At 58.1% G+C, this 25,773-nt stretch carries 29 protein-coding genes; 11 read left to right on the forward strand and 18 right to left on the reverse strand.

What is annotated here, in order from left to right; all coding sequences use genetic code 11:
* The first annotated feature begins 100 nt into the window (after positions 1-100).
* The gene (gene atzF, locus O2597_RS08885; RefSeq protein ID WP_269524080.1) at positions 101-1,849 is read left to right on the forward strand and encodes an allophanate hydrolase; all 1,749 of its coding nucleotides are present in this window, start codon (positions 101-103) and stop codon (positions 1,847-1,849) included.
* On the opposite strand, the gene O2597_RS08890 is transcribed toward atzF, so the two are convergent.
* The 8 genes from O2597_RS08890 to O2597_RS08925 form a co-directional block, all read right to left on the reverse strand.
* Positions 1,846-2,241, reverse strand: a complete 396-nt coding sequence (locus O2597_RS08890) for a type II toxin-antitoxin system death-on-curing family toxin (RefSeq protein WP_269524081.1) — start codon at positions 2,239-2,241, stop codon at positions 1,846-1,848. The genes atzF and O2597_RS08890 overlap by 4 nt on opposite strands.
* A complete protein-coding gene (locus O2597_RS08895) occupies positions 2,238-2,468 on the reverse strand; it encodes an AbrB/MazE/SpoVT family DNA-binding domain-containing protein (RefSeq protein WP_269524082.1) in 231 nt (76 codons plus the stop codon). Before O2597_RS08895 ends, O2597_RS08890 begins: the two co-directional genes overlap by 4 nt.
* Positions 2,469-2,543: 75 nt before the next feature.
* A complete protein-coding gene (locus O2597_RS08900) occupies positions 2,544-3,332 on the reverse strand; it encodes a dienelactone hydrolase family protein (protein ID WP_269524083.1) in 789 nt (262 codons plus the stop codon).
* A gap of 77 nt (positions 3,333-3,409) precedes the next feature.
* Positions 3,410-4,219, reverse strand: a complete 810-nt coding sequence (locus O2597_RS08905; RefSeq protein WP_269524084.1) for an NAD-dependent epimerase/dehydratase family protein — start codon at positions 4,217-4,219, stop codon at positions 3,410-3,412.
* Positions 4,220-4,464: 245 nt separating this feature from the next.
* The gene (locus O2597_RS08910) at positions 4,465-6,030 is read right to left on the reverse strand and encodes a DUF11 domain-containing protein (RefSeq protein WP_269524085.1); all 1,566 of its coding nucleotides are present in this window, start codon (positions 6,028-6,030) and stop codon (positions 4,465-4,467) included.
* Between the two features lie 94 nt (positions 6,031-6,124).
* On the reverse strand, positions 6,125-6,808 hold the full coding sequence (locus O2597_RS08915) for a hypothetical protein (protein ID WP_269524086.1): 684 nt from the start codon (positions 6,806-6,808) through the stop codon (positions 6,125-6,127).
* Between the two features lie 544 nt (positions 6,809-7,352).
* Positions 7,353-7,829, reverse strand: a complete 477-nt coding sequence (locus O2597_RS08920; RefSeq protein WP_269524087.1) for a hypothetical protein — start codon at positions 7,827-7,829, stop codon at positions 7,353-7,355.
* A gap of 65 nt (positions 7,830-7,894) precedes the next feature.
* Positions 7,895-9,082: a KamA family radical SAM protein gene (locus O2597_RS08925; protein ID WP_269524088.1), complete on the reverse strand. Its 1,188-nt coding sequence runs from the start codon at positions 9,080-9,082 to the stop codon at positions 7,895-7,897.
* Positions 9,083-9,174: 92 nt separating this feature from the next.
* Here O2597_RS08925 and O2597_RS08930 point away from each other — a divergent pair, with 92 nt between their 5' ends.
* Complete coding sequence (locus O2597_RS08930; RefSeq protein ID WP_269524089.1) at positions 9,175-9,480, forward strand: ArsR/SmtB family transcription factor; 306 nt, start codon at positions 9,175-9,177, stop codon at positions 9,478-9,480.
* Between the two features lie 45 nt (positions 9,481-9,525).
* On the opposite strand, the gene O2597_RS08935 is transcribed toward O2597_RS08930, so the two are convergent.
* Complete coding sequence (locus tag O2597_RS08935; protein WP_269524090.1) at positions 9,526-9,753, reverse strand: hypothetical protein; 228 nt, start codon at positions 9,751-9,753, stop codon at positions 9,526-9,528.
* 182 nt (positions 9,754-9,935) lie between these two features.
* Between O2597_RS08935 and O2597_RS08940 the strand changes: the two genes are divergently transcribed.
* From O2597_RS08940 to atpC, 8 genes are all read left to right on the forward strand, one after another.
* Positions 9,936-10,799, forward strand: coding sequence for a F0F1 ATP synthase subunit A (locus tag O2597_RS08940; protein WP_269524092.1), 864 nt, complete (start codon positions 9,936-9,938; stop codon positions 10,797-10,799).
* 86 nt (positions 10,800-10,885) lie between these two features.
* Complete coding sequence (locus O2597_RS08945) at positions 10,886-11,092, forward strand: ATP synthase F0 subunit C (RefSeq protein ID WP_269524094.1); 207 nt, start codon at positions 10,886-10,888, stop codon at positions 11,090-11,092.
* Between the two features lie 73 nt (positions 11,093-11,165).
* Entirely contained in the window at positions 11,166-11,840 is a 675-nt protein-coding gene (gene atpF, locus O2597_RS08950) for a F0F1 ATP synthase subunit B (protein WP_269524096.1), read from the forward strand.
* 18 nt (positions 11,841-11,858) lie between these two features.
* Positions 11,859-12,257: a F0F1 ATP synthase subunit delta gene (locus O2597_RS08955; RefSeq protein ID WP_269524098.1), complete on the forward strand. Its 399-nt coding sequence runs from the start codon at positions 11,859-11,861 to the stop codon at positions 12,255-12,257.
* Positions 12,258-12,294: 37 nt separating this feature from the next.
* Positions 12,295-13,839 carry a F0F1 ATP synthase subunit alpha gene (gene atpA / locus O2597_RS08960; protein ID WP_269524100.1) on the forward strand — a complete coding sequence of 515 codons (1,545 nt, stop codon included), beginning with the start codon at positions 12,295-12,297 and terminating at the stop codon, positions 13,837-13,839.
* Between the two features lie 38 nt (positions 13,840-13,877).
* Positions 13,878-14,777, forward strand: a complete 900-nt coding sequence (atpG, locus tag O2597_RS08965) for an ATP synthase F1 subunit gamma (RefSeq protein WP_269524102.1) — start codon at positions 13,878-13,880, stop codon at positions 14,775-14,777.
* 45 nt (positions 14,778-14,822) lie between these two features.
* Positions 14,823-16,238: a F0F1 ATP synthase subunit beta gene (gene atpD, locus O2597_RS08970; protein ID WP_269524104.1), complete on the forward strand. Its 1,416-nt coding sequence runs from the start codon at positions 14,823-14,825 to the stop codon at positions 16,236-16,238.
* Between the two features lie 39 nt (positions 16,239-16,277).
* A complete protein-coding gene (gene atpC / locus O2597_RS08975) occupies positions 16,278-16,688 on the forward strand; it encodes an ATP synthase F1 subunit epsilon (protein WP_269524106.1) in 411 nt (136 codons plus the stop codon).
* A gap of 106 nt (positions 16,689-16,794) precedes the next feature.
* Here atpC and O2597_RS08980 read toward each other — a convergent pair whose 3' ends face one another.
* From O2597_RS08980 to O2597_RS08990, 3 genes are read right to left on the reverse strand one after another with little or no spacing between them, the layout of a single operon-like run.
* A complete protein-coding gene (locus O2597_RS08980) occupies positions 16,795-17,886 on the reverse strand; it encodes an ADP-ribosylglycohydrolase family protein (protein WP_269524108.1) in 1,092 nt (363 codons plus the stop codon).
* Between the two features lie 5 nt (positions 17,887-17,891).
* Positions 17,892-18,758, reverse strand: coding sequence for a VOC family protein (locus O2597_RS08985; protein WP_269524110.1), 867 nt, complete (start codon positions 18,756-18,758; stop codon positions 17,892-17,894).
* Between the two features lie 40 nt (positions 18,759-18,798).
* Positions 18,799-19,332, reverse strand: a complete 534-nt coding sequence (locus O2597_RS08990; protein ID WP_269524112.1) for a DoxX family protein — start codon at positions 19,330-19,332, stop codon at positions 18,799-18,801.
* Between the two features lie 98 nt (positions 19,333-19,430).
* Between O2597_RS08990 and O2597_RS08995 the strand changes: the two genes are divergently transcribed.
* A complete protein-coding gene (locus O2597_RS08995) occupies positions 19,431-20,339 on the forward strand; it encodes a LysR family transcriptional regulator (protein WP_269524114.1) in 909 nt (302 codons plus the stop codon).
* On the opposite strand, the gene O2597_RS09000 is transcribed toward O2597_RS08995, so the two are convergent.
* The 6 genes from O2597_RS09000 to O2597_RS09025 are packed head-to-tail and all read right to left on the reverse strand — an operon-like array spanning position 20,336 to position 25,737.
* The gene (locus O2597_RS09000; protein ID WP_269524116.1) at positions 20,336-21,109 is read right to left on the reverse strand and encodes a type III pantothenate kinase; all 774 of its coding nucleotides are present in this window, start codon (positions 21,107-21,109) and stop codon (positions 20,336-20,338) included. The genes O2597_RS08995 and O2597_RS09000 overlap by 4 nt on opposite strands.
* 49 nt (positions 21,110-21,158) lie before the next feature.
* Entirely contained in the window at positions 21,159-22,181 is a 1,023-nt protein-coding gene (locus O2597_RS09005) for a biotin--[acetyl-CoA-carboxylase] ligase (protein ID WP_269524118.1), read from the reverse strand.
* Complete coding sequence (gene nadC, locus O2597_RS09010) at positions 22,178-23,107, reverse strand: carboxylating nicotinate-nucleotide diphosphorylase (protein WP_269524120.1); 930 nt, start codon at positions 23,105-23,107, stop codon at positions 22,178-22,180. Before nadC ends, O2597_RS09005 begins: the two co-directional genes overlap by 4 nt.
* Before the next feature lie 3 nt (positions 23,108-23,110).
* Complete coding sequence (locus O2597_RS09015; protein ID WP_269524122.1) at positions 23,111-23,542, reverse strand: hypothetical protein; 432 nt, start codon at positions 23,540-23,542, stop codon at positions 23,111-23,113.
* 2 nt (positions 23,543-23,544) lie between these two features.
* Positions 23,545-24,135, reverse strand: a complete 591-nt coding sequence (locus tag O2597_RS09020) for a GNAT family N-acetyltransferase (RefSeq protein ID WP_269524124.1) — start codon at positions 24,133-24,135, stop codon at positions 23,545-23,547.
* Positions 24,136-24,144: 9 nt separating this feature from the next.
* Positions 24,145-25,737 carry a bifunctional GNAT family N-acetyltransferase/carbon-nitrogen hydrolase family protein gene (locus O2597_RS09025; protein ID WP_269524126.1) on the reverse strand — a complete coding sequence of 531 codons (1,593 nt, stop codon included), beginning with the start codon at positions 25,735-25,737 and terminating at the stop codon, positions 24,145-24,147.
* Between the last annotated feature and the right edge of the window lie 36 nt (positions 25,738-25,773).

A 25,773-nucleotide genomic window follows, 5' to 3' on the forward strand; every position in this document is an offset into this window, starting at 1 on the left:
AGCCGGTCGCCCGAATGTGCAATTGGAACCGGGTCTTTCATGCGGTCGCACGGCTAAAGCGGTGCGACTACGATACAATTAACATTCACCGATCTTACCAATGACCTCTACCTGCTCTCTAGATATCGGAACACTCCGTAAAGCCTACTTGTGCGGTGCGCTGAATCCGCGCGAGCTGATGCGTTGCATCCGCACACGAATTGAGGACGTGGCAAATCCCGGAATCTGGATTCATCAACTCAGCGAAGCCGAGTTGGAGCCGTATCTGGAAAAGTTGGAGGGCTCGGATCCGAAAGATCTGCCGCTTTACGGTATTCCCTTCGCGATCAAGGACAATATCGATTTGGCGGGCGTGCCCACGACCGCGGCTTGTCCGGCCTACGCCTACACTCCGGAGGAGTCGGCACCTGTAGTGGAAAACCTCATACAGGCGGGTGCGATTCCCGTCGGTAAAACCAATCTGGACCAGTTTGCCACGGGCTTGGTGGGGGTGCGCTCGCCTTATCCGATCCCGCGCAACCCGATCGCGCCGGATCGCGTGCCGGGAGGATCGAGCAGCGGTTCAGCCGTCTCGCTTTCGGAGGGACTGGTCAGTTTTTCACTCGGCACGGACACCGCGGGATCCGGACGTGTGCCGGCCGCTTTCAACAAGCTCTGGGGACTTAAGCCGAGCTGCGGGCGCTTGAGCACAAACGGCGTGGTGCCTGCCTGCCGCACGCTCGATTGCGTTTCCATCTTTGCCTGGAATGCAGCGGACTGTTCGAGTGTTTTGAAGGCCGCCGAAGGCTACGACGTCTCGGACCCTTACTCGCGTCCGCTGAAGAGCGAATCCTTACCGCAGACGAACAAACTCGGCGTGCCCAGACCGGAGCAGTTGATGTTCTTCGGCGATGCCGGTTATGAGTCTGCCTGGCTGAAGAGGTTGGAAGCATTGAAGGCGAAGGGATGGGAATTGGTCGAAGTCGACTTTGAGCCCTTCCTGAGTGCGGCTCGCTTGCTCTACGAGGGTCCCTGGGTCTCGGAGCGTTACACCGCTCTGGAGGAATTCCTGAAAACAAATGCGGACGACTTCTTTCCGGCCACGCGTACGATCATCGCTGGCGGGGCGGACCATTCGGCACGCGACGCTTTTGCCGCGGCCTATAAGTTGGCGGCGCTGAAACGGGAAAGCGAAGCACGCTGGGAAGGTGTGACGGCCATTGTTACGCCGACGGCCGGCGGTTTTCCGACTTTGGCGGAGATGGATGCGGATCCGATCGGCCCCAATTCGAAGCTCGGTTACTACACCAACTTCATGAACCTGTTCGACCTCTGCGCTGTGGCGACTCCGGCGGGCGAAAGCGAGTCCGGCTTGCCCTTCGGCATCACATGGATCGCGCCGCGTGACCGCGATGCGGCCTTGTTGAAGATCGCCGCAGAGGGACCGGGTGACGGTCCGTTGGGGACAACGGACCCTACCATAGGTACAATCTCGATTCTGCTCTTTGGGGCGCACATGAGTGGTCTGCCTTTAAACTCTCAAGTGATTGAGCTTGGAGGCAAGCTACTCGGCGAGGTGAAGACCGCAGCCAAATACCGCATGGTTTACCTGCCGGAACCCGCGCCCCATCGGCCCGGCATCTACCGGGTGGATTCGGACGGCAGTACGATTGCCGCCGAGGAATGGTGTTTCCCGAAAGCTTCGCTGGGTCAATTTCTTGCAACAATCCACCAGCCGCTTGGGCTCGGCGAGATCGAGTTGGAAGACGGCCGCAAGGTGCACGGCTTCCTCTGTGAGGCGACTGTTGGACAGCAGGCGGAGGATATTTCCGGTTATCGCAGCTGGCGTGGGTTCTTGCAGAACCGCTAATCGCGTGGTCGGCAATGAAGCTCAAGCCAGGCAGTAAGTGCTTCGTCGCTCAATCGACTGTCAGCTAGTGCAAGGATCTGGAGGGCGGCGTCTTCCTCGGTGGCGATTAGTTGATAGCCGTTGATACCGAGAAAAGTATAGGCAGCCATGAATCCGGTTCGCTTATTGCCGTCAATAAAGGGGTGACTTTTAACGATTCCAGAGCAGTAGACTGCAGCAAGTTCGAAGATGCTTGGTGCGGGATCTGCGTAGCTGAAATGCTGTAGCGGTCGATTGATTGAAGTGTCCAGTGCGGATGCATCTCTCAGTCCATCACCACCTCCAAAGCGAGCAATTGAAAGGCTGTGGATCGTGTGGATTGCTTCTGGGCTCAACCAGTTTGGCTCGTTCATTTGGCCAGTTCCCGCATGGTATTGCGATACCTTTGCATGCCTTCTTCCGCCACGCGCATGATTTCATCGAAACCAGGCCGTTCCGGATTGATGTTCAGCGTGTTGTTTGGGGCCTCTGTCAGGTAAAGCTCCGCGCCTTCTTCAACCTTGAGTGCTTGAAGCGCTTCTTTGGGGAGGACGATCCCGTAGGAGTTTCCTATTTTGCGGACTTTGGTTTTGATCGGCATTGTTATAACATTAGTTATACTAGGCCGATTGTCAATCGGACAGGTTGAAAAGGAGACAGGCGTGTCGCTTCCACATCAGTCGTCGAACAACTCGTCGGCAAAGTCATGCATCATTTCGAAGGCACGCTTGGCGGTTCGGGCGTCGTAGCGCGAACCGTCCGAGTCCGCTTCCGGGTTTGTGAAGGAGTGGACCGCGCCGCTGAACATGACCAGTCGCCAGTCGTCGACTTCGCCCGCCTTCATGGCGTTGATGAAGGTATCGACGTCTTCCTTCGGCACGTAGGGGTCATCGGCCCCGTGGAGCACGAGTACCGGAATCTCGATGTCCTCCGAATCGCTGAGCGTGGGCGACATCAGGTCGCCATGGAAGGAAACCACCCCGAGGATATCGTCGTTGCCGCTGCGGGCGAGTTCGAGAACGGTGCCTCCGCCAAAGCAAAAGCCGATGGCGAGGATGCGGTCTTCATCGATGGGGCCGTTTTCGGCCAGTTCCTGGAAGACTTCAACGGCCTTATTGGCCCGCGCCCGCATCAGCTCACGGTCGGTCCTTATGGTGCCGGCGGCTGCGCCCGCTTCCTTGGCATTGGACGGGCGTACAGTCACACCGTACATATCGGCCACAAAAATGGCGTAGTCGTCACCAGCCAGCATGCGGGCTTTTTCAAAGGCGTTTTCCGAGGGTCCCATCCAGTTCGGAACCATGAGAATCCCGGGTAGCTCGGCTGCTTCCGCGGCCTCGAGATTGTAGATCAGGGTGCCTTCGAATTGGACGCCGTCCTGCTCGTAGGGAACGGATTGTTGGAGCATGGCGGCTGAGGCATGTCCAGCCGCGAGAAGGGTGAGTGAGGTCAGTAGTGCTTTCATGGCACATAGGGAGTTTTGTGCCGGCTGAAAGTCAAATGACAGTCCCGTTAATTGGGGGGGGGGGGGAGCCGTTTGGCTCAGTGAGGCCAGTCGATATCTTCTTCTGTCTCAGCGAAGGCGTCGTCCTGGGGCTCGTAGCCCAGTAATTCGCGGGCGTCCGAGATGTCCAGGTGCTTGAATTGATTGTCACTGATGCCGTGAAAGACCGCGAACAAGAGGTCTTCGTTTTCAATACAGAGCTGAATCAATTGGTTCAAATCGCGGGGTGAGACCCAGAAATCGAGTCCGCCCTGTGGGTGTCGCGACCGGATTGTTTTGCGGGAGAGAAACATGCCGATGCGGATCGCGATGCAGGAGAGGCCATGGACTTCGGCCGTGTAACGACCGAGGGCTTCGGCAAAACATTTGCTCACGCCGTAGAGGTCACCCGGGCAGACGGGTTCGTGTGTTTTTACTTGTTCCTCGGCGGGGTAGGCGGAAACCGCATGGATACTGGAGGCGAGAATGACCCGGCGGCAGCCGGCGCTTCGTGCGGCCTGTACGACGTTATAGGCGCCGATAATGTTGTCGCGATGCAGGGTTTCCCATTCGGCAAAAGGCGATGATTCGGCTGCCAGATGGACGATGGTGTCGACCCCGTCAAAGAGGCCGGTCAAGGCCTCCAGGTCTTCCAGCCGGGCCTCCACGATCGTGCCGCAGCCCTCGAGCCGGGCTGTTTGCTCGGCAGAGTGGCCCGGGCGAAGCATTAATTTCAAGGCGTACTGGTCCTTGGCGGCCTGTGCGAAGCGCGTACCGATTCTGCCCCCGGCACCGGTGACAAGGACAGAGCGGGGGCCGTCAGTCCGTGGCCGGCCCTTCCAGCTCTCGGGGTAGTGCTTTGCGAGCATGCTGAAAGCTACTCAAGAACCGTAAGTTTGCCAAGTGAAAGTAACGATAGAGGTGGTGGATGCCTAGGGTAGCGTAGCTGCATCCTCGCAGCGCACGCAGGGGTATACGGTCAAGAACCATCTTGCGGCGTGAGGACACGCCTGCGCTACCTTTCGAATATGTCTAGACCGCACAAAAAAGCCGCCCGGTTTCCCGGACGGCTGAAATTTGACCTGAAGCGGACGCGACGGCGCGCGTCCCTCCATTAGTAGACGTTGGTTGCTTCTTCGCTGATGACCGGATCGGCGAGGAAGTCGGCGCTGAAGTTCAGGACGGCGCGGCCGGGCCCGATATTGGCTCCTTCGGCGGTAATGGACAGGTTGATATCCTTGCCCGGTTCCAGCGTGGTGCGCGGGAAGGTGACGGTCTGGCCGTTGATCACGCCCTGGGCGTCGCCGGCTACGGCGGTCGGCTTGATCGTGTCGGTAAACTTGACCGTTACGGTGCCGCTGACTGGCTCGAAGTCGCCTTGGTTACGGACGCGGATCGTGTAAGTCGTGGATTCCTTCACCCGGATCGGGTCCTTGCTGTCGGTGATCGAGATGGTGACCCCGGGAACCGCTAGCCAGTTGGTGGTGACGGTATCCGAAGCTTCGAGGCCATTCGCGGTCAGCACCTTGACGGTGTTGGTGAACTCACCCTTCTGGGTGGCGGCGACTTCCGTGGTGATGAGCTGGCTGGCTCCGGCCGGAAGGGTCGGGATCATCCAGCCGATGGCACCGTTGCTGACGCGGCCGCGGCCCGGATCGGAGACGGAGGCGCCCTTGGGCAGCAGGTCGGTGATGCGGACGTTCTTCAGGTCGGTATCACCGGTGTTTTCAATGGTGATTTCAAATTTCTCAGGCTTGAAGACATAGGCTTCTTCCGGTCCCGACTTACGCACACGGATGCCGGACTGGACAACCGAGATCGGGGAGCCGGCTTCCGGGCTGGACCCGGCGGCACCATTGCCATCCGGACCGCTGCCGTCGTAGGTGGCCACGGCACGGTTGCGGAACTCGCCCTGTTTGACCGCCTTGGCGCTGTATTCCACGGTCTTGGTCTCGCCGGGTGACAGATTTCCGATTTCCTGACGCAGGCTGGTGGTGGCTTCAAAGGCATCCGGCAGCGTATCCGTGACGACGACATTGGTGGCTTCGGCGGAACCGTTGTTAGTGACAGTGACGGTCCAAGTGGCGATTTCGCCCAGCTCGATGCTGGCCGGGCCTTTCTTGGTGACGGCGAGTTTCGGCTGGCCGGCGAAGAAATCGAGGCAGAACTCGTTGTCCACACTGATGGTGGAGCAGATGTTGTGGTCGCCTTCCGTGGTCGGCTTGACAGTGACGTCGATATTCTGGCTCTGCCCTTTCTTCATGGATGGGAAGGTCCACCTGACGGAATTGCCGGTGAGCGAGGCGACCGGGTCTGCCGAAGTGAATTGAATGCCGGTCGGCATCGTTTCGGTCACACGGACTGTGCCGACATCCTCAAGAGCATCGATTTGAATGCGGTATTTCACCTCACCGCCGACCTGACCTGCCTGCAGCACGGACTTGGTGACCTTGATCTGGTTGTTCCGGAAAATGACATTGCTGCTACTGGGCTTGGCGGATACGGCTGTGGCCACTTTGGGCGTGGACGGCTTGGCTGCAGTCCAGATTGTCGTTTTGGTGGGTGTGCTTGGGGCCGTGTAGCCGCGATCCACTTGAGTCGGGGCAGCCGTCTGGCAGCCGGTGAAAGCCAGAGCAAAGATGCCCAGGCACAGGCCAAAGAGGGAGGACGTGCGTTTCATAAATGGGCACGCTAACGCGAAAGTGCAGGATGTAAAGGTTGGGATACTCGTGAAGGATGGAATCGGTCGGAGGGTCCATCCTCTGATTGCAGGCCTAGAAGATGGTGGCCGGTGTAAAACTGTCCTCAAAATCACTTGAATAGCCTTTTCTCTTCTCGGCATTGAGGATCAACTTGTACGCTTTTTCCCATTTTGACTTGGATGCCTTGATCACTCGGACCTTTCCCTCCTGGTCTCGTAATACCAGTAGGTAGCCTTCGTATTTGGCTCCAAATGCAGAACCGTTTGAGGGATTTGCGTCGTATGTGTTTGTGAACGGAGTGCCATTCCAGTAGCTACGGCTGCCGGCAGGCAGATCGATGGTAAAGTTTTCGCGGTAAAGGATGTGCATTTCTCGATTCTTTATGACACTTTCGCCGATAAAGACCAATGTGCCGCGCACTTTTTGAAAAGATAGTTCAACTTCTTCGTTATCGAAAGTTATAGCTGGTTCATATACCACCTCCCGATCGTCAGGGTCTCCCGATTTATTGAAATCGTCATCCCTGGAGCTTTTGACGAAGGCCTTTATTTTGGAGTCCGGCATTAACGGAGCATCCTTTTTGGCCGCTTCCCGCGCTTGATGCCACGATTTGAAATACTTGCAGTCTGCCTCACTGAAATGTGTTAAGGCGACATCCTGGTAGAAGGTTCCATTCTCGAGTTCAATATCGACGGACTCTCCGGGCTTATAATCAACGACCTTTGCAGTGATAGTCCGACCATCATTATTGGTCATGGTCCGAAATGGTTCGGCCGATGCATTTGCCTTGAAAAGAAACGCAATGCAGATCGAAAAAAGTAAGCGGAAATATTTAGACGGACCGCAAGATCGTAACCATCCAATCATGAATAAATGTCATAATTTTGAATTGGTTATTAAACAAGTTGAAAATACTTCCGTTAAGAACGTTTGCTTGAATGTCATGTTTTGCTTCCGGATGCTATTTCGTTTCAGGCTTAGGCAAGGTGCTGACTGTGCGGGATTTGCAAGCAGAGACTGTGATTGAGGGTGGCATCCTTGAGTACGAGGGAAACCGGTAATTCCACACATGGTAGGACAGGTTCGTCGTATCCGTAGCTAGAATACAATTAGCTCGTATCGCCTGGGCCGTGGGGCAGAACTTGACGGGTATCACGCGGGGGAGCGAGTCGGGGTACCTCGGGATTCAGATCGGCAAGGCCTGGCGGATAAAGACCTTCCCGTGGACCTGGGAGAACTACAGATTGAGCGGGGTGTCGTCGAGGAGATCACGAGCCGTGTCCCGGTCGTGGTGTAAGCCTCAGCTGTCCTTGGCCAACTTGATGATGGTATAGCGCGACTCGAAGTTGAGCGTCCGGTCTGCCGTCGTAATTGCGAGCAGGATCTGCTGGTTGTTGTGCGGAAGGATACGGCAGACGATCTTGTTGGGGGGCTTGTCCTTTTTCTCGCTGTAGGCATTGCCGCGCAAGACCCCGCCATTTTTGCCCAGTTCTGCCACGGTGACATCCAGCGGCAGGACAATCTTTCCGAAATCATTTTTGGAATTCATGATCGGAACCTCGATCGAGTAGGTGCCGACCAGGTTGCCGGATTCTGGCGTCAGACGACTGACGGAAAGGTAAATCGGTGCGATCCCGACACGGCTTTTCGAGTCTTCAATATTGAAGGCAAGTTCATCCCATTCAGGGAGTTGCTTGGTTTCGGCAAGTTGCTTGCCAGCTCCTGCGGCGAGCGAGCAGAGGGTCGCCAGGACCAGCAGATAGAAGGGCGTGCGCATATCGGACCTATGATGAATTTTGCAGATGAGTCAAATCCCGTGTCGGGCTTACCCATCTGCAGGCCTTATGCCAAAATCGGCTCGAGTTTGGGTGCCTTCGGGTCCGGCTTGGCATCCTTCCCGGCGACAATCGGATAGCTGTACTCCTCCCCACTGAAGTTGCGCATGATGATGGCATCTTTCGTGACTTCCTTCACGTAGTCCGGATTGATCGGGACCTTGCCTCCACCGCCGGGTGCGTCGATGACAAACTGCGGAATCGCATAACCGGTGGTATGGCCACGGAGCGAACGGATGATTTCGATGCCTTCCCGGGGGTCCGTGCGCAGGTGGGCGCTACCGGTGATCAGGTCGCACTGATACAGGTAGTAGGGACGTACCCGCATCATCAGCAGGCGGTGGATGAGCGACTTCATGACCTCGGCATTGTTGTTCACTCCTTTGAGCAGGACGGACTGGTTGCCGATCGGCACACCGGCGTAGGACAGGCGCTCACAGGCATCCCGCAAGGTCTGTGTGCACTCGTTCGGGTGGTTGACGTGGATGCTCAGCCAGATCGGACCGTGCTTCTTGAAGATTTCACAGAGTTCCGGAGTAATGCGCTGGGGGAGGAAGACTGGAATGCGGGAGCCGATCCGGATGAATTCGACATGGGGGATCTTCCGAAGCTCGCCCAACAGATAATCCAGTTTCTTGTCAGAGAGGAGCAACGGGTCGCCGCCGCTGAGCAGGACGTCGCGGATCTCCGGTGTGTTCCGGATATATTCAAGGCCGCTTTCAAATTCAGGATGGAAATTGTAGTCCTGGGCGTTGGACACCAGTCGGCTGCGCGTGCAGTAGCGGCAGTAGGAGGCGCAACGGTCGGTCACGAGAAAGAGCACGCGGTCCGGGTAGCGGTGCACGATGCCCTCCACCGGCTTGGTGTTTTCCTCGCCGACCGGGTCCAGCAGCTCTTCCGAAGCGGTGTGCATCTCGCCCGCGCGGGGGATGACTTGACGGCGGACCGGGTCGTTCGGGTCCTCGCGGTCGATCAGGTTGAAGAAATAGGGCGTGATCGCCATCGCCAGCTTCTTGTTGGCAAACAGGCAACCGGCTTTCTCCTCGGGACTCAGTTCCAGATACTGCTCCAACTGCTCCAGCTTGGTAATGCGGTTCTTCAGCTGCCATTTCCAGTCGTTCCAGTCTGTAGCCGGCACATGAGACCAGAGGCCTTGACCGGATTGCCAGTTATCTAGGGCGTCGGAAGGATACATAAATGAGAGGGTTCGCGTGTGTTTTGTACGTCTGTTGTGATTCCCGCTTGATTGAGGAGCTATTTGACGTATTCATATACGTAAATAAGTCAATGGCAGCAACCGAAACAAATCAGGATTTAAATTTAGACGAGCGGGCGAAGCAGCTCTGGGCGCTCGGAGATCCGGTGCGTTTGCAGATCTTGAAGATTCTTCCGGATGAGCCGACCTGTGCGACTGCCTGTAATGTTTCGACGATCGCGGAACGCATCGGCCTGTCTCAGCCGGCGACCTCGCACCATTTAAGGGTGCTGCGCCAAGCCGGGCTGATTACCAACAAGAAGATGTGCCGGGACATGATCTACTGGGTGCGGCGGGACAGCCTGAACGCCATCGCGCACACGATCCAGTCCCTCTGAATGACCTTCCTTCGTTAGGAAGTCGCTAATGGGCAGGGACTTGAGTTAAACGAGATCCAGCCAGACGATGAGCAGAAACTGGCAGGTGATCGCGACGCCCAGCAGGGTGTAGCTAAAAAGCATGAAGGAGTCCGAGGCCATGCGACGCTCGGGAAGCTTCCGGGAAGTCTCAGCCGGAGGCGGGGGCGGGGACTTTTTTTCCGGACCACCCAATACGGCCGAACGGGATTTTTGATCCCGCAGTTGGGCGATCCGGTCGGTTAGGTTGGTCATCTCTGGCATACGTTAAATCAGGCAAAGACTGAGCTAACTGGCAAGTACTGAAGTTTTTGCAATCTTGTTAATGATTTTAATTAGATGGGCTTATGTAGCCGTTAAGACGGCAAATCCAGTGTTGACGCTCTCCAGCCCTGTCTCCATCTAGGTGCCTTTTTCGTTCCTGCTCCGTGTCGAAAATGCCTACTCACCTGTTCTTCGTGAACCGCCTACTACCAATATTACTCATACTAATAGGGACCAGTTCCGCAGCGCTAGCTGCGGGGGATGGCGTGAGCCCGTCTCCTTACGAACTGACCGAGATTTTCGGGCTTCCCGTGACCAATGCCATTCTGACCACCTGGGTGATTTCCCTGGTGTTTATCTTGGCGGTACGCCTGTGGGTGGGTAAGCCGAAGTTGATTCCGAACAAGGGGCAGGCAGTGATTGAAAGCCTGGTCGACGGGCTGCGTGGTCTTCTGGAACCGATCGTCGGCAAAAAGGCCTTTCCCATGGCCTTCCCTCTGTTGATCGGTCTCTTTATTTATATCCTGATCCATAACTGGAGCGGATTGATTCCGGGTGTGGGTGTGTTCGGTTTTGTGGAACACGGGCACTTGACCTATTGGATGCGTCCGGCGAATTCCGACCTGAACTCCACCTTCGGGATGGCGATGGTCGCAATGATTGCTTGGTTATTCATCAGCTTGAAGGTGGCCGGACCGAAATTCTTTATCTGGGAGCTGTTCGGGAACAAGGCGGACAAGAAGGAGACACCAAAAGCGATCTACCTGATGCTGATGCCGATTTTCCTACTGGTAGGTGTGATCGAGATCGTGTCTATCTGCTTCCGTCCGGTTTCACTCTCCTTCCGTTTGTACGGTAACGTCTTCGGGGGCGAGAACCTGCTGACCAGCATGACCGGACTGGCGCCGTACCTGATTCCGATTCCTTTCTATTTCTACGAAGTCCTCGTCGGTGTCGTCCAGGCCCTGATTTTCACCCTGCTCGTGGCCATCTATATCGGCCTCATGACCAATCACGACGAAGACCACGCCCATTAATCTTCAATCCTTTCCGTGACCGGGACCATGTAGCAAACCGTGGACGGCACCGAAACCCACTAAACTCAAATCAACCTATAAAGATCATGTTTGATATCCTTGCTGAAATCACCGGTAAGATCCACGTGGCTGCCGCTGCTCTTGCAGTGCCGGTCGGCATCGGCCTCATCGGCCTCAAGGCTTGCGAATCCGTAGGCCGCAACCCGGAAGCCGCGACCAAGGTGCTGGTTCAATCCATTATCGCCATGGCTTTCGCCGAAGCCATCGTGTTCTTCGCCATTTTCCTTGGCTAAGACCCGTTGAAATCTTTGCCGGCGGTCCGCGTGGCCGCCGGCACTTTCAAAAAATCTGCCGATCCGACCATCCATGAAGGCCCTACTCACCACTCTGCTTTTTACACTTTCACTGCCTTTCGCAGTCATGGCTGCCGATGACCACAGCGCGGTCACGGATGCCGTACATGAAGTCGAGCACTCCGTTGCCGGTGAACTGGAGCATGCTGAAGAGGTCATGCAGGAAGAGGGCAGCAAGTTGACCATGATCACCGAAAAGTTCGGTGTGGAAGTGCCGACCCTGATTGCCCAGATGGTCAATTTCTGCCTGGTCGCCTTCGTCCTCTACAAGTTTGCGGTCAAGCCGATCGCAGCCACCCTGGACGAGCGTCAGCAAAAGATCGCCGACGGCCTGCAGTATGCCGAGGAAATGAAGACCCAGTTGGCCGAAGCCGAGCGCGAGCGCGCCGAAAAGGTCAAGGAGGCCGCCCAGGAGGCACAGCGCATTCTCAGCGAGGCCCGTGCCCAGTCCAAGGAGTTGATCGAGCAAAAGACCCAGGAAGCCGCGGCTCAAGCCGAGGCGATGATCCGCAAGGCCGGTGAAGCCACCGAACTCGAACGCCAGAAGATGCTTTCCGATGTCCGTCAGGAAGTGGCCCGTCTCGTCGTGGCGACTTCCTCCAAGGTGCTCAGCCGTGAGTTGAGCGATTCCGAAAAGACCACCTACTCCGACGCCGCGGCCAAGGAACTGGCCGGCTCCGCTCAATAAGAAGTCCCGAACGACCCGATGAAACGCGACAAGAAAATCACCGACTTTGCCAAGAAGCTGGTCCAGCTTTCCAAGGATGACGCCGGTGTGGTGACGGAAGAACGGGTGACGGATGTGCTGGCAGGCCTGAAGCAGGTCCAGCCCCGCAACTATCTCGGTATTCTCAAGACCTACCTACGCTATATCCAACGCGAGCTGGCACTCCAGACCGCGGTAGTCGCGACACCCGGCGCACTCAGCCCGGATGCGCTCAAGGCCATCGAATCCAATTTCTCCAAGCTTTACAATCGTCCCATCAGCGCGGTGACCACGACCGATGCCTCCCTCATCGCAGGTGTCCGTGTCCGTGTCGGTGACGATGTCTATGATTCCTCGGTTGCCGGCCGTCTCAAGCGCCTGGCCGAAGCCGTCCACTAAGCCCTTCTACCTTCTAACTTCTCTCTCTTCTTTTACAATGAGCTCAATAGTCGAACAGATCGAAAAGGAAATCGCCCAGTTTGAATCGGGTGCCGTCAAGTCCAACACCGGTAAGATCGTCACCATCGCGGACGGTGTCGCCAAGCTCGAAGGCTTGTCCGGTGTCATGTACAACGAAATGATCGATTTCGGCGACGGCGTCTTCGGCCTGGCCCTCAACCTGGAAGAAGACGAGGTCGGCTGTGTGATCCTGGGTGACTACTCCAAGCTGAAGGAAGGCGACGAAGCGACCACGACCGGCAAGCTGCTCTCCGTTCCCGTCGGCATGGGCCTGCTCGGCCGTGTGGTGGACGCCATTGGCCGTCCGATCGACGGCAAGGGTCCGATCAACTCCGATGAAATTTATCCGGTCGACCGTATCGCTCCCGGCATCATCCCGCGCAAGTCGGTCGACCAGCCGCTGCAAACCGGCATCATGGCGATCGACTCGATGATTCCGATCGGCCGTGGCCAGCGTGAGCTGATCATTGGTGACCGTTCGACCGGCAAGACCACGATTGCGATCGATACGATCATCAACCAGGCCAACATCAACAATCAGCACCGCAAGGAAGACGGCAGCTTCGAGGAAGGTTTCCGTCCGGTTTACTCCATCTACGTCGCGGTGGGCCAAAAGAATTCCAACATCGCCCGTACCATCAACGTCCTTGAGAAGGCCGGTGCGATGGAATACACCATCATCGTGAGCGCTCCGGCCGCCGACAATCCGGCCAACCAGTACATCGCTCCCTTCGCCGGTGCCTCCATGGGTGAGTACTTCATGTTCAACGGCATGGATGCGCTCATCGTGTATGACGACCTTTCCAAGCAAGCGGTGGCTTATCGTCAAATCTCCCTCGTTCTGAAGCGCCCCTCCGGTCGTGAAGCCTATCCGGGTGACGTTTTCTACCTGCATTCCCGCCTCCTCGAGCGTTCTGCCCGTGTGAACGAGAACAACGGTAACGGTTCGCTGACCGCACTGCCGATCATTGAAACCCAGGCCGGTGACGTGTCCGCTTACATTCCGACCAACGTGATCTCGATCACCGACGGCCAGGTCTTCCTCGAAACCGACCTCTTCAACCAGGGGATCCGTCCCGCGATTTCGGTCGGTCTGTCGGTGTCCCGTGTGGGTTCCGCCGCTCAGATCAAGGCGATCAAGAAGGTGGCCGGCAAGGTGAAGCTGCAGCTCGCCCAGTTCCGCGAGCTCGCCGCCTTCGCTCAGTTCGGTTCCGACCTGGACGCCAAGACCAAGGCACAGCTCGACCGCGGTGCCCGTGTGGTGGAACTCTTCAAGCAAACCGCTTTCAATCCGATTCGTGTGGAGGTGCAAACCTCCCTGATCTGGTCGGTGCAAAACGGCTTCTTTGACGCGATCGACGCCAAGCAAGTCGTGACCGCGACACTTAGCCTCCGTGAGTTCCTCGAGACCCGCGGCAGCAAGACCATGGACAAGATCCTTTCCCAGAAAGCACTGACCGAAGAGATCGAAGGCGAACTCAAGAGCTTGCTCGAAGAGTGGAAAGCCGGTTTCAGCGCCTAAGCACTCACTCCTATCTTCTAACTTCCAGCTCTTAGTAAATGGCAAACCTCCGCGATATCCGCCGCCGAATCAAGTCGGTCAAGAACACCCGGCAGATCACGCGTGCGATGCAGCTCGTTTCCTCTTCCAAGATGAAGCGCGCCCAGGACGCCGCCGTGGCCGGTCGCCCCTATGCCCTGCTGCTGGCCGACCTTTTGGACACCGTCGGCGAAAAGTTGGAACTGTCGGGTGCGGCGCTCAATCATCCCTTCTTCGAGAAGCGCGAGGTCAAGACCCGCGGGATACTGATCCTTTCGACGGACAAGGGCTTGTGCGGGCCGCTCAACACCAATCTGTTCCGCAAGGTGGCCGATGAGGTCAAGGGTTCCGCCAAGTTCGTGACGGTGGGTCGTAAGGCCAGCCAGTTCGTCTCCCGCACAAAGCGCGACCTGGTGGCCGACTTCACGGTTTCCGACAAGGCTGCCTTCAGCGAAATCCGTCCGATGCTCAAGTTGTTGATCGATGCCTACCTCCAGGGCGAGATCGACACCATCGAGGTCGCCTATCCGAGTTTTGTCAACGTGCTGGTACAGGAGCCGGTCATCCAGTCCCTGCTTCCGATCATCGACCTGCGCGAGGTGCTGGAGCAGATCAACAAGCGCGTGCCCGGTGAGTCCGACATTCTGGCCGCCCGCAGCGACAAGCGTGAGATGGCTTTTGAGCCCTCTGCTGAAGCCGTCTTGGCCGAGCTGCCCGATCTTTACGTCAAAGTCATCATCCATCAACTCCTCTTGGAAAGTCGTGCGGCCGAATATTCCGCCCGCATGGTGGCGATGAAGGCCGCGACCGACAACGCCTCCAACCTGGTGGACGACCTGACCCTCGACTACAACAAGGCGCGTCAGGCCGCGATTACCCAGGAAATTCTCGAAATTGCCGCCGCCTCCGCAGCAAACTAAACCTTCTCACCTTACTACCTTCAAACTTTCCCACTTTACAATATCATGAGTGCATCAGGTAAAATCGTCCAAGTCATCGGCGCGGTCGTTGACGTCGTCTTCCCGGAAGAGCAAATGCCGGACATTCTCGAAGCGATCCAGGTGGATTACACGGTCAACGGCGAAGCCAAGACCCTGACACTGGAAGTGCAACAGCACCTGGGCAGCGGCCTGGTCCGCGCCGTGGCCATGACCACTACCGACGGTTTGGTCCGCGGCATGCCGGTTCGCGCCACAGGCTCTGCAATTTCGGTTCCGGTGGGTGAGGCGGTTCTCGGCCGTATTTTCAATGTGACCGGTGACACGGTGGACGAAAAGGGTCCGGTCGCCACTGAAGAGCGTCGCGGCATCCACCGCGGTGCGCCGGCCCTGATCGACCAGGCGACCGAAGCCGAAATTCTCGAAACCGGGATCAAGGTGATCGACCTGATCTGCCCCTTCACCAAGGGGGGTAAAGTCGGTGCCTTCGGTGGTGCCGGTGTGGGCAAGACCGTGGTCATCATGGAGCTGATCAACAACATCGCCAAGGCCCACGGTGGTTACTCCGTTTTCGCCGGTGTGGGTGAGCGTTCCCGTGAAGGCAATGACCTTTACCACGAAATGTCCGATGCGGGCGTGATCGACCAGGAAAACATCGCCAACTCCAAGGTGGCCCTGGTCTACGGTCAAATGAACGAGCCCCCCGGTGCCCGTATGCGTGTGGCCTTGTCCGGCCTGACCATGGCGGAATACTTCCGTGATGAGAAGAACCAGGACGTGCTGCTCTTCGTCGACAATATTTTCCGTTTCTCCCAAGCCGGCGCCGAGGTGTCCGCTCTGTTGGGCCGCTCGCCCTCCGCGGTGGGTTACCAACCGACCCTGGCCGCTGAAATGGGTAACCTGCAGGAGCGTATTACTTCCACCAAGAAGGGCTCCATTACCTCCTTCCAGGCGGTGTACGTCCCGGCCGACGACTTGACCGACCCTGCGCCGGCCAACACCTTCGCCCACTTGGACTCCACCATCGTGTTGGAGCGTTCCATCGCTGAGCTTGGTATCTACCCGGCTGTGGATCCGCTCGCCTCCATCTCCAACGCACTCGACCCGGCGATCGTCGGCGAGGAGCACTACAAGGTGGCCCGCGGCGTGCAGAACGTGCTTCAGCGCTACAAGGACCTCCAGGACATCATCGCGATTCTCGGTCTCGACGAACTTTCCCCCGAGGACAAGCAAGTCGTTTACCGTGCCCGTAAGGTGCAGAAGTTCCTCTCGCAGCCGTTCCACGTGGCCGAAGTCTTCACCGGTATCGCCGGCCAATACGTGTCCATTGCGGATACGATCAAGGGCTTCAAGATGATCCTTGAAGGCGAGTGCGACGAGCTGGCTGAAAACGACCTCTACATGAAGGGCTCGATCGACCAGGCCTATGGTGGCGATAAATAGAATTCTGACGCCTGTCCCCTGAATTCTAAACGATAAGTCATGCTCACTCTCGAAATCATCACTCCCGACGCGAAGGTCCTGGAGACCACGGCCGATCAGGTTGTTCTGCCGACTGAATCCGGAGAAACCGGCATTCTGACCAGTCACGTGCCCTTGGTCACGAAACTGGTCGCCGGTGAGGTGAAAGTGCTCAAGGACGGAGCCACGGACTACATCGCGGTCGACGGGGGCTTTGCCAAGGTCCTCGGCAATACGATCTCCGTGCTGACCGAAGCCGCCATCGACGTGAAGGATATCGATCTTTCCGAAGTCGAGTCGGCCCAGTCGCGTGCGGAAGCCGCGCTGCGCGAAGCGGAAGCTGAAGGCATCGACCACGACCAGCTCGAGCGTCTCGAGAAGAACGTGCAGTTCCTGATCGCCCAGAAGCTGGCCAAAGGCCGCCGCTACTAAGCCGGAACTCAAATCAAATTTCCGAAACGCGACCCCGTCACGGAGTCGCGTTTTTTTTTGACCGAGAGAAAGCGGATGAGCTGCGAAGCGGCAGTTGTGGATCAGGTTATGAAGGCAACGGTTCCGTGCTGGCGGCTTCGGCCAGCTTGCGGGCTTGTTTCAGAATGGCGTCCTTCTGGTTGAGCCCTTCGATGAATCGTTGCGGGATACCGCTCAGGCCAACCGTGGCACCCACCAGTGCGCCGGTTAGGATCGCGCGGGCTTGGTTTTGTCCACCACCGTTGACCGCATGCAGCACGGCTTGCTCGAAATCGTTTTCAAAGCGTGCGGCCAAATAGTAAGCGGCGGGCAGTTGATGATAAATCGCGCAGGGCATGCCGTAGACGAGTGAGACTTTCCAGGCCGGTTCGATTCGAATGTTCGGATCGCGAGCCGCCTCGGCCATATAGGATGGGCTGAGCAAGGCATCGGGCGAGGCGAAGCGGCCCGCGCGTGGCGGATCGGGATCGCCCGGGCGCGGGGGCGACAGGTTTTCACCTGTCACCGCATGAAAGGGCAACTCACCGGATTTGACCCGGGCCATCAACTTGTCGGAGATTTCCGGATCGAGCCGGTGGCCTTCGAGGAGAATCCCAAGAACGGCGTTGAAGGCAACCGTCATGGAGAGCACGGTATCGTCGGCTTGTGTCAGGCTGGCATTGGCGGCGACATGCTTGGCCAACTCGGACGGCGATGTGGCATAGCGAATTGCAATGGCAAGGGTTCGCTCAATGGCTTCGGTTGTATCGGCATGACCTGCGGTCTCTCCCCAGGGGCGTCCCTGTTCGACGCGGCGACGCCATGCTTCGCGAATGGACTGACTGGTATAGCCGCCCGGTCCATTGGCCGGAGTGCCATCCAGCTGGGCGAAGAGATCCTCGTCCATACGGCGGCAAAAGTCGTCGGCGTCGTAGCCGCCGGAGTCGATGACGGAGTCGGCTGTCAGGCGTAGAATGTAGCCGGCCTGTGACAGGTCCCCGGCTTTCATCTCGCCGTGGTAGCGCTCAGGCTTTGGGGCGGTATAGTGGTCAATCCAGGTACCGTAGTCCCGGTGAAGTTCGTCCAGATCGTAATACCAGTGTGGTCCGAGTCCCAGGGCGTCGCCGATCAGTGCGCCGACGAAGGCACCCTGGGCGCGGTCGTTGAATGTCTTGTCCATATTGATTAGATGTTGGGTGCCGGGCAGAAGCGCACACCGGCGGTATCGGTCCAGCTGCTGGCTTTCATGAGGGCCGGCAGGTAGCCGACCTCGATCAAGCCGGTGCTATTCTCGGGGCGTGCAATGCCGGGATGGGTATTCCATTGGTTGATCGCGATATGGTGGTGGTAGTTGCCGCGGGCCATGAACACCGCGCCCGGGTAACTGGCCTGGGTGACGCGCAGGTCGAGCTGTTCCAGGTAGTCGCCCGCTTGGCGGATGTCCACAAGCTGCAGGTGCACATGGCCGATCTCCATGGTTGAGAGCGGTTGGGCCTGCTGCGGTTCTTCCGGGTGAAAGGGCAGGTATTCGGTCACCATGCGTACCTGGTCGCCTTCCCATGGCCAGAGCTCCTTGGGGCGGTCCCAGTAGAGTTCGATGCCGTTTCCTTCCGGGTCGGAAAAATAGGCGGCCCAGCTCACTTCGTGATTGGAGACGCCATAGTAGCGTGCGCCTTGATGGATGGCACGGCTGACGACAGCTTTCCATTCGGCGACCTGCTCAAACAGAAAGGCCACATGAAACAATCCGGGAAAACGAGGCGAGTGCGGGACCGCCTGCAGATCTTCGACCAGTGTCACCAAAATCTGGTGCGATGCATTGGATAAGTGCACGACATTGGGCCGGACCAGGTCGTTCGTCGCTTTCAAGCCGAGTGCTTGCGTATAGAAGTCGACAAGCGTTTCGAGTTGGCGCGTGCGCAGGGTGACCCGTTGGATGAGGGCGGCTGACGGCGCGCGATGGCTGTGACGATCGGTCCCTTGGCTGGAGTGTAGTGGTTGCATCATGGCGAAGCCTGCGGCCAGTCCCTGCCAGAATTCTCGGCGAGTCATGTGGCCTCCTGTGTTTGAGTGATTTTTATCTTGGTTGGATTCAGCTCTTGGCGCTGAAAAGTTTGGCATCGAGCGCCCATTTGCCGGCACCGTTGATGGCGATTCCCGCAACGAGTCCGAGGATGAGAAGGAAGTATTCGATTCCTTCACCGGCTTGATTGCCGAACCAGTTCATGAAGAACCCGTTCTGGGCGTGGACCATGAGCATGGCTCCGGTCATGACCGCACCGATGGCGATGGCGGCCGTCCGGGTGAACAAGCCGAGGACCAGCAGGACCGGCGCAAAGAATTCCACCAGGATGACGGAGAAGGCGACGATCCAGGGCAGGTTCATGGTTCCGGTGAGGAAGCCCATGGTGCCCGAGAAACCGTAGCCGCCGAACCAGCCGAGGAGCTTTTGGGCGCCGTGCGGGAAGAGGACGGTGGCGAGACCGAGGCGAAGGCCGAGGTCGGCCAGGTTGGCATTCCGGATGGAAGTACCGGCGAGGATGGAAAGCAGCTTCTTCGAGCTGCTGGAGGATTCATTGGCAGCGGCGGCTGCCAGTGGTGCATTGGATTCGATGGTTGTATTCATAATTCTAGTGATTGCTTGATTGGTAGTGGTTTATTTGAACGACCTCTAATTTACCCCGGCACCTCCGGTTTGGATAATGCCCATTGCTTGACACTGTTATGCGCATTCTGCATAACAGGCGCATGATCGAACAGCTGCGTGCATTTCTTGTGGTCAGCGAGGAAGGCAGTCTGAACAAGGCCGCGCGGCGCTTGAGACTCTCCCAGCCGGCGCTTTCGCGGCAGATGCAGGCCCTCGAGCATGAGGTGGGGCAGACCTTGTTCGAACGTGGACCCTGGGGGATCCGGCTGACGGATTTAGGGCACCAGTTGGTGGAGCGGATGCGGCCGGTGATCCAGGATTACGACGATGCATGGTCGGAGATCCAGTTGTTGGCCCGTGGGCAACACGACATCCTGCGCATCGGTTACCTGGGATCGGCGGCCAACCGCTACCTGACGCCCGCATTAACCAAGTTGCGGGATGCATACCCAAACTTGCGAACGGTCCTTCTGGACCTGACTCCGGCCGAGCAAATGCGTGGTATGCGCTCCGGCAATCTGGACATCGCCTTGATCGGCCAGGAAGGGGAATCCATCGGGGATGAATTTTATTCGACCGTCATCGCGGAGCTGGGCGTTTGCGTGGCTGTGTCGGAAGAGCACCCTTCTGCCAAGCAGACCTCGGTTTCGCTTTCCGCCTTCGCGGAGGACCTGTTTGTCGGAGCGGCCGATGACATGGTGCCGGGGCGTAACCGTTGGACGGATACGCTGTGCCGCAAGGCCGGATTCAAGCCCAGGTATATCGCGCAAGGGACCTCGATCGACGAGGTTTTCACCATTGTGGCAGGCAGTGACGCGGTCGCGGTCATCCCCGAGTATTTCAGTTCGACCCTGCCTCAGGGCATCCGGCTGGTGCATCTGGAGGATGCGTGGGCGGTTTGGCGTTTCCTCGTGCTTCGTCAGCGTGGGAGCTCGAACAAGGTGGCCCGTGAATTCGTGGAGATCCTTAAGGCGCTGTCCGCCTAAGCGGTTTCATTCCGCTGGAAGGCCACCGCCAGTCCCATGAGGGTAAGGTTCTGCACGAACCTGCTTTTGGCGGCCCAGTCCTTGGTCAGATTCGCGATACTGCCGCCGGTGGAAAGGACGACGGGTGCGGCTTCACCCCTCGATTGCAGCTCGTTGGTGACGCGTTGCAGGAGGGCATCGATCATGCCGGAGAAGCCGACGGCGACTCCGAGCTTCATGGCGTGCACGGTGGATTTGCCGATTGCGCCTTCGACCTCGATGAGGTCGTCCGCCTTGAGTTCCGGCAGCAGGGCGGTCTGTTCGTGCAAATAGCGGGTCATGACCTGCAGGCCGGGTGCAATGATCCCGCCTTCGTAACCCTTGCTGGAAACGATGTCGAAAGTGACGGCGGTGCCCATGTCGATGACGATCGCGGGCACACCGTGAAAAGCCTGTGCGGCGATGGCGTTGGCGATCCGATCCTGTCCGATCTCGGAAGGTTTCGGGTAGACCAGGGCGAGGCCTTCACAACTTGCATGTGTAAGGTGAAAGACGCTGAGTCCGAGCCCTGCAAGGCTGGCGACGAGGTTTGAGTTGATGTCGGGGACAACCGAGCAGAAGGAAATGCCTTCGGCTTCGACAGCGAGTGGCTGCAGGAGTTCTGCCAGTTCCGGACTGACGCCGTCCTTCAGCCCGCTTGTCGGGAAGTGGCCGGTATGGTTGACGGACTGACTTTCGACCAAACCATAGTGGATGCTCGTATTGCCGACGTCGATACAGATGAGTTTCATGGCAATGCTGTAGGTGCAGCTATCCGTTATTCATTCGGGCGAATACGGCTTATTTCTTGAGCGTGACGTCGCCGGCCCTCACCGCTTGGGTGGAACCATCGGGCAGTTGCAAGAGAAGGGCGCCGCTTTCGTCGATGCCGGATGCGGTTCCCGTGATCTCGCGGTCTCCCATGATGGCAGTCACCGTCTTCCCGTCCAGTGCGCTGAGGGGGCCCCAAGCTTGGGACAGGGCTTCCTTGGTCTCGCCCTTGATGCAGTTGTTGTAGGCTTTTTCCACGGAATAGAGCACGGCGGCAGCCACAGCGTTCAGGTCCAGCGCCTTACCGTGCACGGCATGCAGACTGGTTGCCGTGCGCCGTATTTCCTCAGGATACTGCATCGGATTGCTGTTCAGATTGATGCCGATGCCGAAAATGATGGTGTTGATCCGGTCTGCATCCATCCGTGCCTCGGTCAGCATGCCCGCGAACTTGCGGCCTTCACAAAACAGGTCGTTGGGCCATTTGATGCGCAAATCAGCGCCCGGTACGAAGGATTGGAGTTTGCGGCAGATATGGATGCCGGCCCAGAGTGTGAAATGCTGCAGTTGCTGGGGCGGAATATTCGGCTCAAAGAGGACGGAGAGATAGAGATTCTCCGCTGAAGCGCTATGCCAGTTACGGCCCAAGCGGCCTCGCCCCTGGGTCTGGCAGCTTGAAACCACGGCAAAGGGGCCCTTGCGACGGTGGGAATACTGGCGTTCGGCTTCGTTGTTCGTGCTGTCGATGACGGGGAAGTAGAGCGCGCCGATGGTGCTGCCCAGCTTGGCCTGATGGTAGCGCAGGAGGGCGGGGTGCAGCACGTCCGGTACTTCGATCAGGCGGTAGCCGCGGTTGCGCACGGCTTCAAAGTCAAAGCCTTTCGATTTCAGCTTTTCCAGTTTGCCCCAGATCGCCGGGCGGGAGACGCCAAGCAGTTCGGAGAGCAAACTTCCGGAGACAAAGCTTTCGCCGGCATCCAGCAGTTCCTTGAGGATGACGTATTCGTCCTCACTGCTGGATTCGAGACGGTATTCGGTATCGATTGTATTCATTGCCAGTCCAGTCCGATATCTTTCCATCGGCTTTGGTGAATGGGGGCGCCGGTTGATATGAAGTCGAGGCCCAGCTCGCTCAGGCGATGCATGGTGTTCAGCGTGATGCCGCCGCTGGCTTCAGTACAGGCGCGGTCGCCGATCAAGGCGACAGCTTCTTTGATTTCTTCGATGGAAAAATTATCCAGCAGGATGATGTCCGCACCGGCTTCCAACACCGGAGGGATTTGATCGAGCGTGTCGACTTCCACCTCGATGGCGAGGTCGTCGTAGCGCTCCCGGGCCAGCGCCACGGTCTCGGTCAGGCGGTTGCCCCCGGTCGCACCGGCCACGGCCAGATGGTTGTCCTTGAGCATGACCCGGTCGAACAGTCCGATCCGGTGGTTGTAGCCGCCGCCGCAGGCAAAGGCATACTTCTGGAGCAGGCGGTAGCCGGGCAGGGTTTTGCGGGTATCCAGCAGGGCCGTTTCACTGTCGGCCAGCGCGTCGACATAGATGCGGGTCTCGGTCGCAATGCCGGAAAGGTGCTGCAGCAGGTTGAGCAGAATCCGTTCGGCTTGCAGCAGGACGGTGGCGGGACCGCTCAGCGTGCCGATGACTTCGCCGGTTTCAATGTCCTTGCCGTCGGGGGTCGCGGCTTCAAAACCGCAGCCTTCGCCATAGGCTTCCAGCACCAGCGGCACCAGCCCCAGCCCGCAGATCACCAGCGGCTCACGTGCGACCAGCTGCGCCTGTCCGGCCTGTTCGTCCGGCATGAGTGCGGTGGTCACGTCGCCGATCCGCCCGGGTTTGGCTTCGAGGCCGGCGCCGGCCAGATCCTCGACCTTCGCCAGGCCGATGATTTGACGCAGATAATCCGTATCCAGATCTTCCCAGCTGAGGCGTTGTTTCAGGACTTCGAGGGGGTATCGCAAGGATTTGGTCATGGATCAGTCGTAGCTCTCCACTTTGCTGACCGTGCCGGTGTTGCGGTCAAAGATGATGCGTTTTTGCAAATTGCTGCTGTTGGTGTTGGCGCCGATGCCGACTCCACCCCCCAGACCGACACCTCTGGTGCCGCCTCCGATCCCAAGGCCGAGGCCGAGGTTGGGTTTGGGGCGGCGGTATTCCCAGACGATTTGTTTGCCCTCCGCGGTTTCAACGGTGCTTTCCCGGCTGGGGGCACCCAATGCCATACGTACCTGTTCTTGGTCGAAGCCCACTGCGACCTCACCGAGGCGGATCAGTTTCCGTTCCTCGGGGGTGTAGGTATTGAACAAGGCCTCGTTCTTGCTGATCCGTGTACTGGAGCTGGTTGCGCAGCCAGCCAGAAAGCCGCCCAGCAGGACGAGCAGGATCATATGGAAGTGACGGTATTGCATAGTTAAAGTTTTTTGATCCAAAAGCTTAGAGAATTCAGGGAGTCTACACTCTGATCGATTTCTCTCCAGCTTAAAGACGCACGGATATGGGGTTCGTGCTTGAAGCATTTTCGTGTCCAAAATGGATCCAGTGGGCGGTAATCTTCAGGTCGACGGGGGTCATTATACTCCCGTTGGACGGCGCAGAAGGCGGCATAGCACGCGCCATAGGCCCGTGCTTTTGCTTCACGGTGCTCGAAAAACGCATGGCCGAGGCCCCGTCCCCGGTATTCCGGCAGGAGGACGGACTCCCCGAAATAATAGATCTCCCCGATTGCGTAATCGGTGCCCTGAAAGGCGACTTGAAACTCCGCATTGGCTTCGCAAAGAGGAAGTCCGGTCGAAACGCCGACCACCTTCCTGCCCTCACGTGCGATGACGATGATGCCGTGGGCCGAGCGGGAGTAGTTCTCCAGGTAATCACGCTCATACTCGGGGGATCCATCGTAGAGATAGGGCCACTCCCGGAAGACGCGGATGCGAAGTTCGGCCAGCGCCTCGCAGTGGTCCAGGATTGCGTGCCCCACGATGGGTTCGACGATGAGTTCAGGCATGGGAAGGTGCTATTTCGGCATTTCCAGTTCGGGCCCGGAGTGGGGTGTGTTATCGGTACCGAGGTTCTTCAGGTTGACCTTCAGTTCGAAGAGGTCGGTCCGGCGATCCAGTCGAGGGGTGACGGAGCCGGCACTGCGGGAGCGGTAAAGGTCTTCCGTGTCGATGTCGGTCACGAGGAGCGTTTCCACGTTTGAGTCGGCGATGGCTTGGATCCCGTCGCGTGCAAATTCGAAGTCGGAGGGAGTGAAGACGGCGGCCTGTCCGTAGTGGATGTCCATGGCTGGCACGCTGGGGAGGTTGCCGATGATGCCGGCGGTGGCCACGAAGATCTGGTTTTCGATGGCCCGGGCCTGTGCGCAGTAGCGCACGCGCAGGTTGCCGTGGCGGTCGTCGGTGCAGTAGGGCACAAAGAGGATCTCGACGCCCTGGTCGGCGAGGTAGCGGCTGGCTTCGGGGAATTCCACATCGTAGCAGATCTGCACCGCGATTTTGGCCTTCGGCGTGGGCAGGATGACGAGCTCGTTGCCACCGCTGATGCCCCAGTAGCGTTGTTCGGCCGGCGTGATATGTAGTTTCGGCTGCGTGACGTAGCGGCCTTCGGGGTCGAAGATCAGGCATTGGTTCTGCAGCTTGTCTCCGGTTTCGATCGGATGACTCCCTGCGATAATATAGAGGCCGTACTTTTTAGCCATGCTCGACATCAGTCCGACGAAAGGATCCGTGAAATCGGTGGCCAGTTTGCGGATGCCTTCAATGGCTGAGAGCGGCTCCAGCACGGACAGGAGTTGGACGCTGAAGAACTCGGGGAAGAGGACAAAGTCCGCCCGGTAGTCGGCCGCGGTTTCGACGAAATACTCCACTTGGTTGGCGAAGTCCGCGAAGCTGTCGATCTTTCGTACTTGGTATTGGACACAGGCGATGCGCACTTTGGAACTGGCTTCATGCTCCTTGTAGTCCGGATTTAACCACTCGATCAGACTCGCGTTGTTATGGCTCATCGGGTCGGTGATGTAGTTGTGCAGTACGCCCCGCAGGACAAAGCCATGGCGCAATTGGAAGCCCAACACGCCGTCTTTCAATTCCCCGTCCTTGACCTTGTTGGCATAGGCTTCGGGCGAGAGGGTGTCGGCGTGTGGGTGATACCCCGCCAGCCGGCCACCTGCGAGAATGCGGCGCAGGTTGAGTTGGCGGCAGAGGCGTCTCCGGGCCTCGTAGAGTGCGGCCCCGATCCCGCGTCCCTGGAAGTCAGGATCCACATAGACATCGGCCCCGTAGAGGGTATCTCCCTGCGGATCATGGTTGTGGAAATAGCCGCCATCGGTGATTCCGGCGTAAGTGTGGGCCCGGTAGGGGTCGCGTCCGCTGGCAATGACCAGCGAGGAAACCGCCCCGACGATCCGGCCGTCAATTTCCGCGACGATCTGGCCTTCAGGAAAGACCTTCAAGTGGTTGCGGAGCTGGCGCTCGCTCCAGACCACATTCTCTTCGGCCATGAGCGGGAAGGCCTTCTTGTTCAGGGCAATGAGCGTGGGCAGATCGTCGACCTCAACTTGGCGCAGATCGATTTGGCAGTTCTTACCCGGATGGCTGAAGGCTTGCATATGGATAGTCTCATGAACTTTAGGTCTAGGTCAAGT

Origin of the sequence: Coraliomargarita parva (genome assembly GCF_027257905.1) — a bacterium.
In the GTDB taxonomy this organism is placed as follows: Bacteria; Verrucomicrobiota; Verrucomicrobiia; order Opitutales; family Coraliomargaritaceae; genus Coraliomargarita_A; species Coraliomargarita_A parva.

Excerpts from the sequence above, each read along its gene's own strand:
- atzF (WP_269524080.1), top strand. The coding sequence starts at position 101 with ATGACCTCTACCTGCTCTCTAGATATCGGAACACTCCGTAAAGCCTAC.
- O2597_RS08890 (WP_269524081.1), bottom strand. The coding sequence starts at position 2,241 with ATGAACGAGCCAAACTGGTTGAGCCCAGAAGCAATCCACACGATCCAC.
- O2597_RS08895 (WP_269524082.1), bottom strand. The coding sequence starts at position 2,468 with ATGCCGATCAAAACCAAAGTCCGCAAAATAGGAAACTCCTACGGGATC.
- O2597_RS08900 (WP_269524083.1), bottom strand. The coding sequence starts at position 3,332 with ATGAAAGCACTACTGACCTCACTCACCCTTCTCGCGGCTGGACATGCC.
- O2597_RS08905 (WP_269524084.1), bottom strand. The coding sequence starts at position 4,219 with ATGCTCGCAAAGCACTACCCCGAGAGCTGGAAGGGCCGGCCACGGACT.
- O2597_RS08910 (WP_269524085.1), bottom strand. The coding sequence starts at position 6,030 with ATGAAACGCACGTCCTCCCTCTTTGGCCTGTGCCTGGGCATCTTTGCT.
- O2597_RS08915 (WP_269524086.1), bottom strand. The coding sequence starts at position 6,808 with ATGACCAATAATGATGGTCGGACTATCACTGCAAAGGTCGTTGATTAT.
- O2597_RS08920 (WP_269524087.1), bottom strand. The coding sequence starts at position 7,829 with ATGCGCACGCCCTTCTATCTGCTGGTCCTGGCGACCCTCTGCTCGCTC.
- O2597_RS08925 (WP_269524088.1), bottom strand. The coding sequence starts at position 9,082 with ATGTATCCTTCCGACGCCCTAGATAACTGGCAATCCGGTCAAGGCCTC.
- O2597_RS08930 (WP_269524089.1), top strand. The coding sequence starts at position 9,175 with ATGGCAGCAACCGAAACAAATCAGGATTTAAATTTAGACGAGCGGGCG.
- O2597_RS08935 (WP_269524090.1), bottom strand. The coding sequence starts at position 9,753 with ATGACCAACCTAACCGACCGGATCGCCCAACTGCGGGATCAAAAATCC.
- O2597_RS08940 (WP_269524092.1), top strand. The coding sequence starts at position 9,936 with ATGCCTACTCACCTGTTCTTCGTGAACCGCCTACTACCAATATTACTC.
- O2597_RS08945 (WP_269524094.1), top strand. The coding sequence starts at position 10,886 with ATGTTTGATATCCTTGCTGAAATCACCGGTAAGATCCACGTGGCTGCC.
- atpF (WP_269524096.1), top strand. The coding sequence starts at position 11,166 with ATGAAGGCCCTACTCACCACTCTGCTTTTTACACTTTCACTGCCTTTC.
- O2597_RS08955 (WP_269524098.1), top strand. The coding sequence starts at position 11,859 with ATGAAACGCGACAAGAAAATCACCGACTTTGCCAAGAAGCTGGTCCAG.
- atpA (WP_269524100.1), top strand. The coding sequence starts at position 12,295 with ATGAGCTCAATAGTCGAACAGATCGAAAAGGAAATCGCCCAGTTTGAA.
- atpG (WP_269524102.1), top strand. The coding sequence starts at position 13,878 with ATGGCAAACCTCCGCGATATCCGCCGCCGAATCAAGTCGGTCAAGAAC.
- atpD (WP_269524104.1), top strand. The coding sequence starts at position 14,823 with ATGAGTGCATCAGGTAAAATCGTCCAAGTCATCGGCGCGGTCGTTGAC.
- atpC (WP_269524106.1), top strand. The coding sequence starts at position 16,278 with ATGCTCACTCTCGAAATCATCACTCCCGACGCGAAGGTCCTGGAGACC.
- O2597_RS08980 (WP_269524108.1), bottom strand. The coding sequence starts at position 17,886 with ATGGACAAGACATTCAACGACCGCGCCCAGGGTGCCTTCGTCGGCGCA.
- O2597_RS08985 (WP_269524110.1), bottom strand. The coding sequence starts at position 18,758 with ATGACTCGCCGAGAATTCTGGCAGGGACTGGCCGCAGGCTTCGCCATG.
- O2597_RS08990 (WP_269524112.1), bottom strand. The coding sequence starts at position 19,332 with ATGAATACAACCATCGAATCCAATGCACCACTGGCAGCCGCCGCTGCC.
- O2597_RS08995 (WP_269524114.1), top strand. The coding sequence starts at position 19,431 with ATGCGCATTCTGCATAACAGGCGCATGATCGAACAGCTGCGTGCATTT.
- O2597_RS09000 (WP_269524116.1), bottom strand. The coding sequence starts at position 21,109 with ATGAAACTCATCTGTATCGACGTCGGCAATACGAGCATCCACTATGGT.
- O2597_RS09005 (WP_269524118.1), bottom strand. The coding sequence starts at position 22,181 with ATGAATACAATCGATACCGAATACCGTCTCGAATCCAGCAGTGAGGAC.
- nadC (WP_269524120.1), bottom strand. The coding sequence starts at position 23,107 with ATGACCAAATCCTTGCGATACCCCCTCGAAGTCCTGAAACAACGCCTC.
- O2597_RS09015 (WP_269524122.1), bottom strand. The coding sequence starts at position 23,542 with ATGCAATACCGTCACTTCCATATGATCCTGCTCGTCCTGCTGGGCGGC.
- O2597_RS09020 (WP_269524124.1), bottom strand. The coding sequence starts at position 24,135 with ATGCCTGAACTCATCGTCGAACCCATCGTGGGGCACGCAATCCTGGAC.
- O2597_RS09025 (WP_269524126.1), bottom strand. The coding sequence starts at position 25,737 with ATGCAAGCCTTCAGCCATCCGGGTAAGAACTGCCAAATCGATCTGCGC.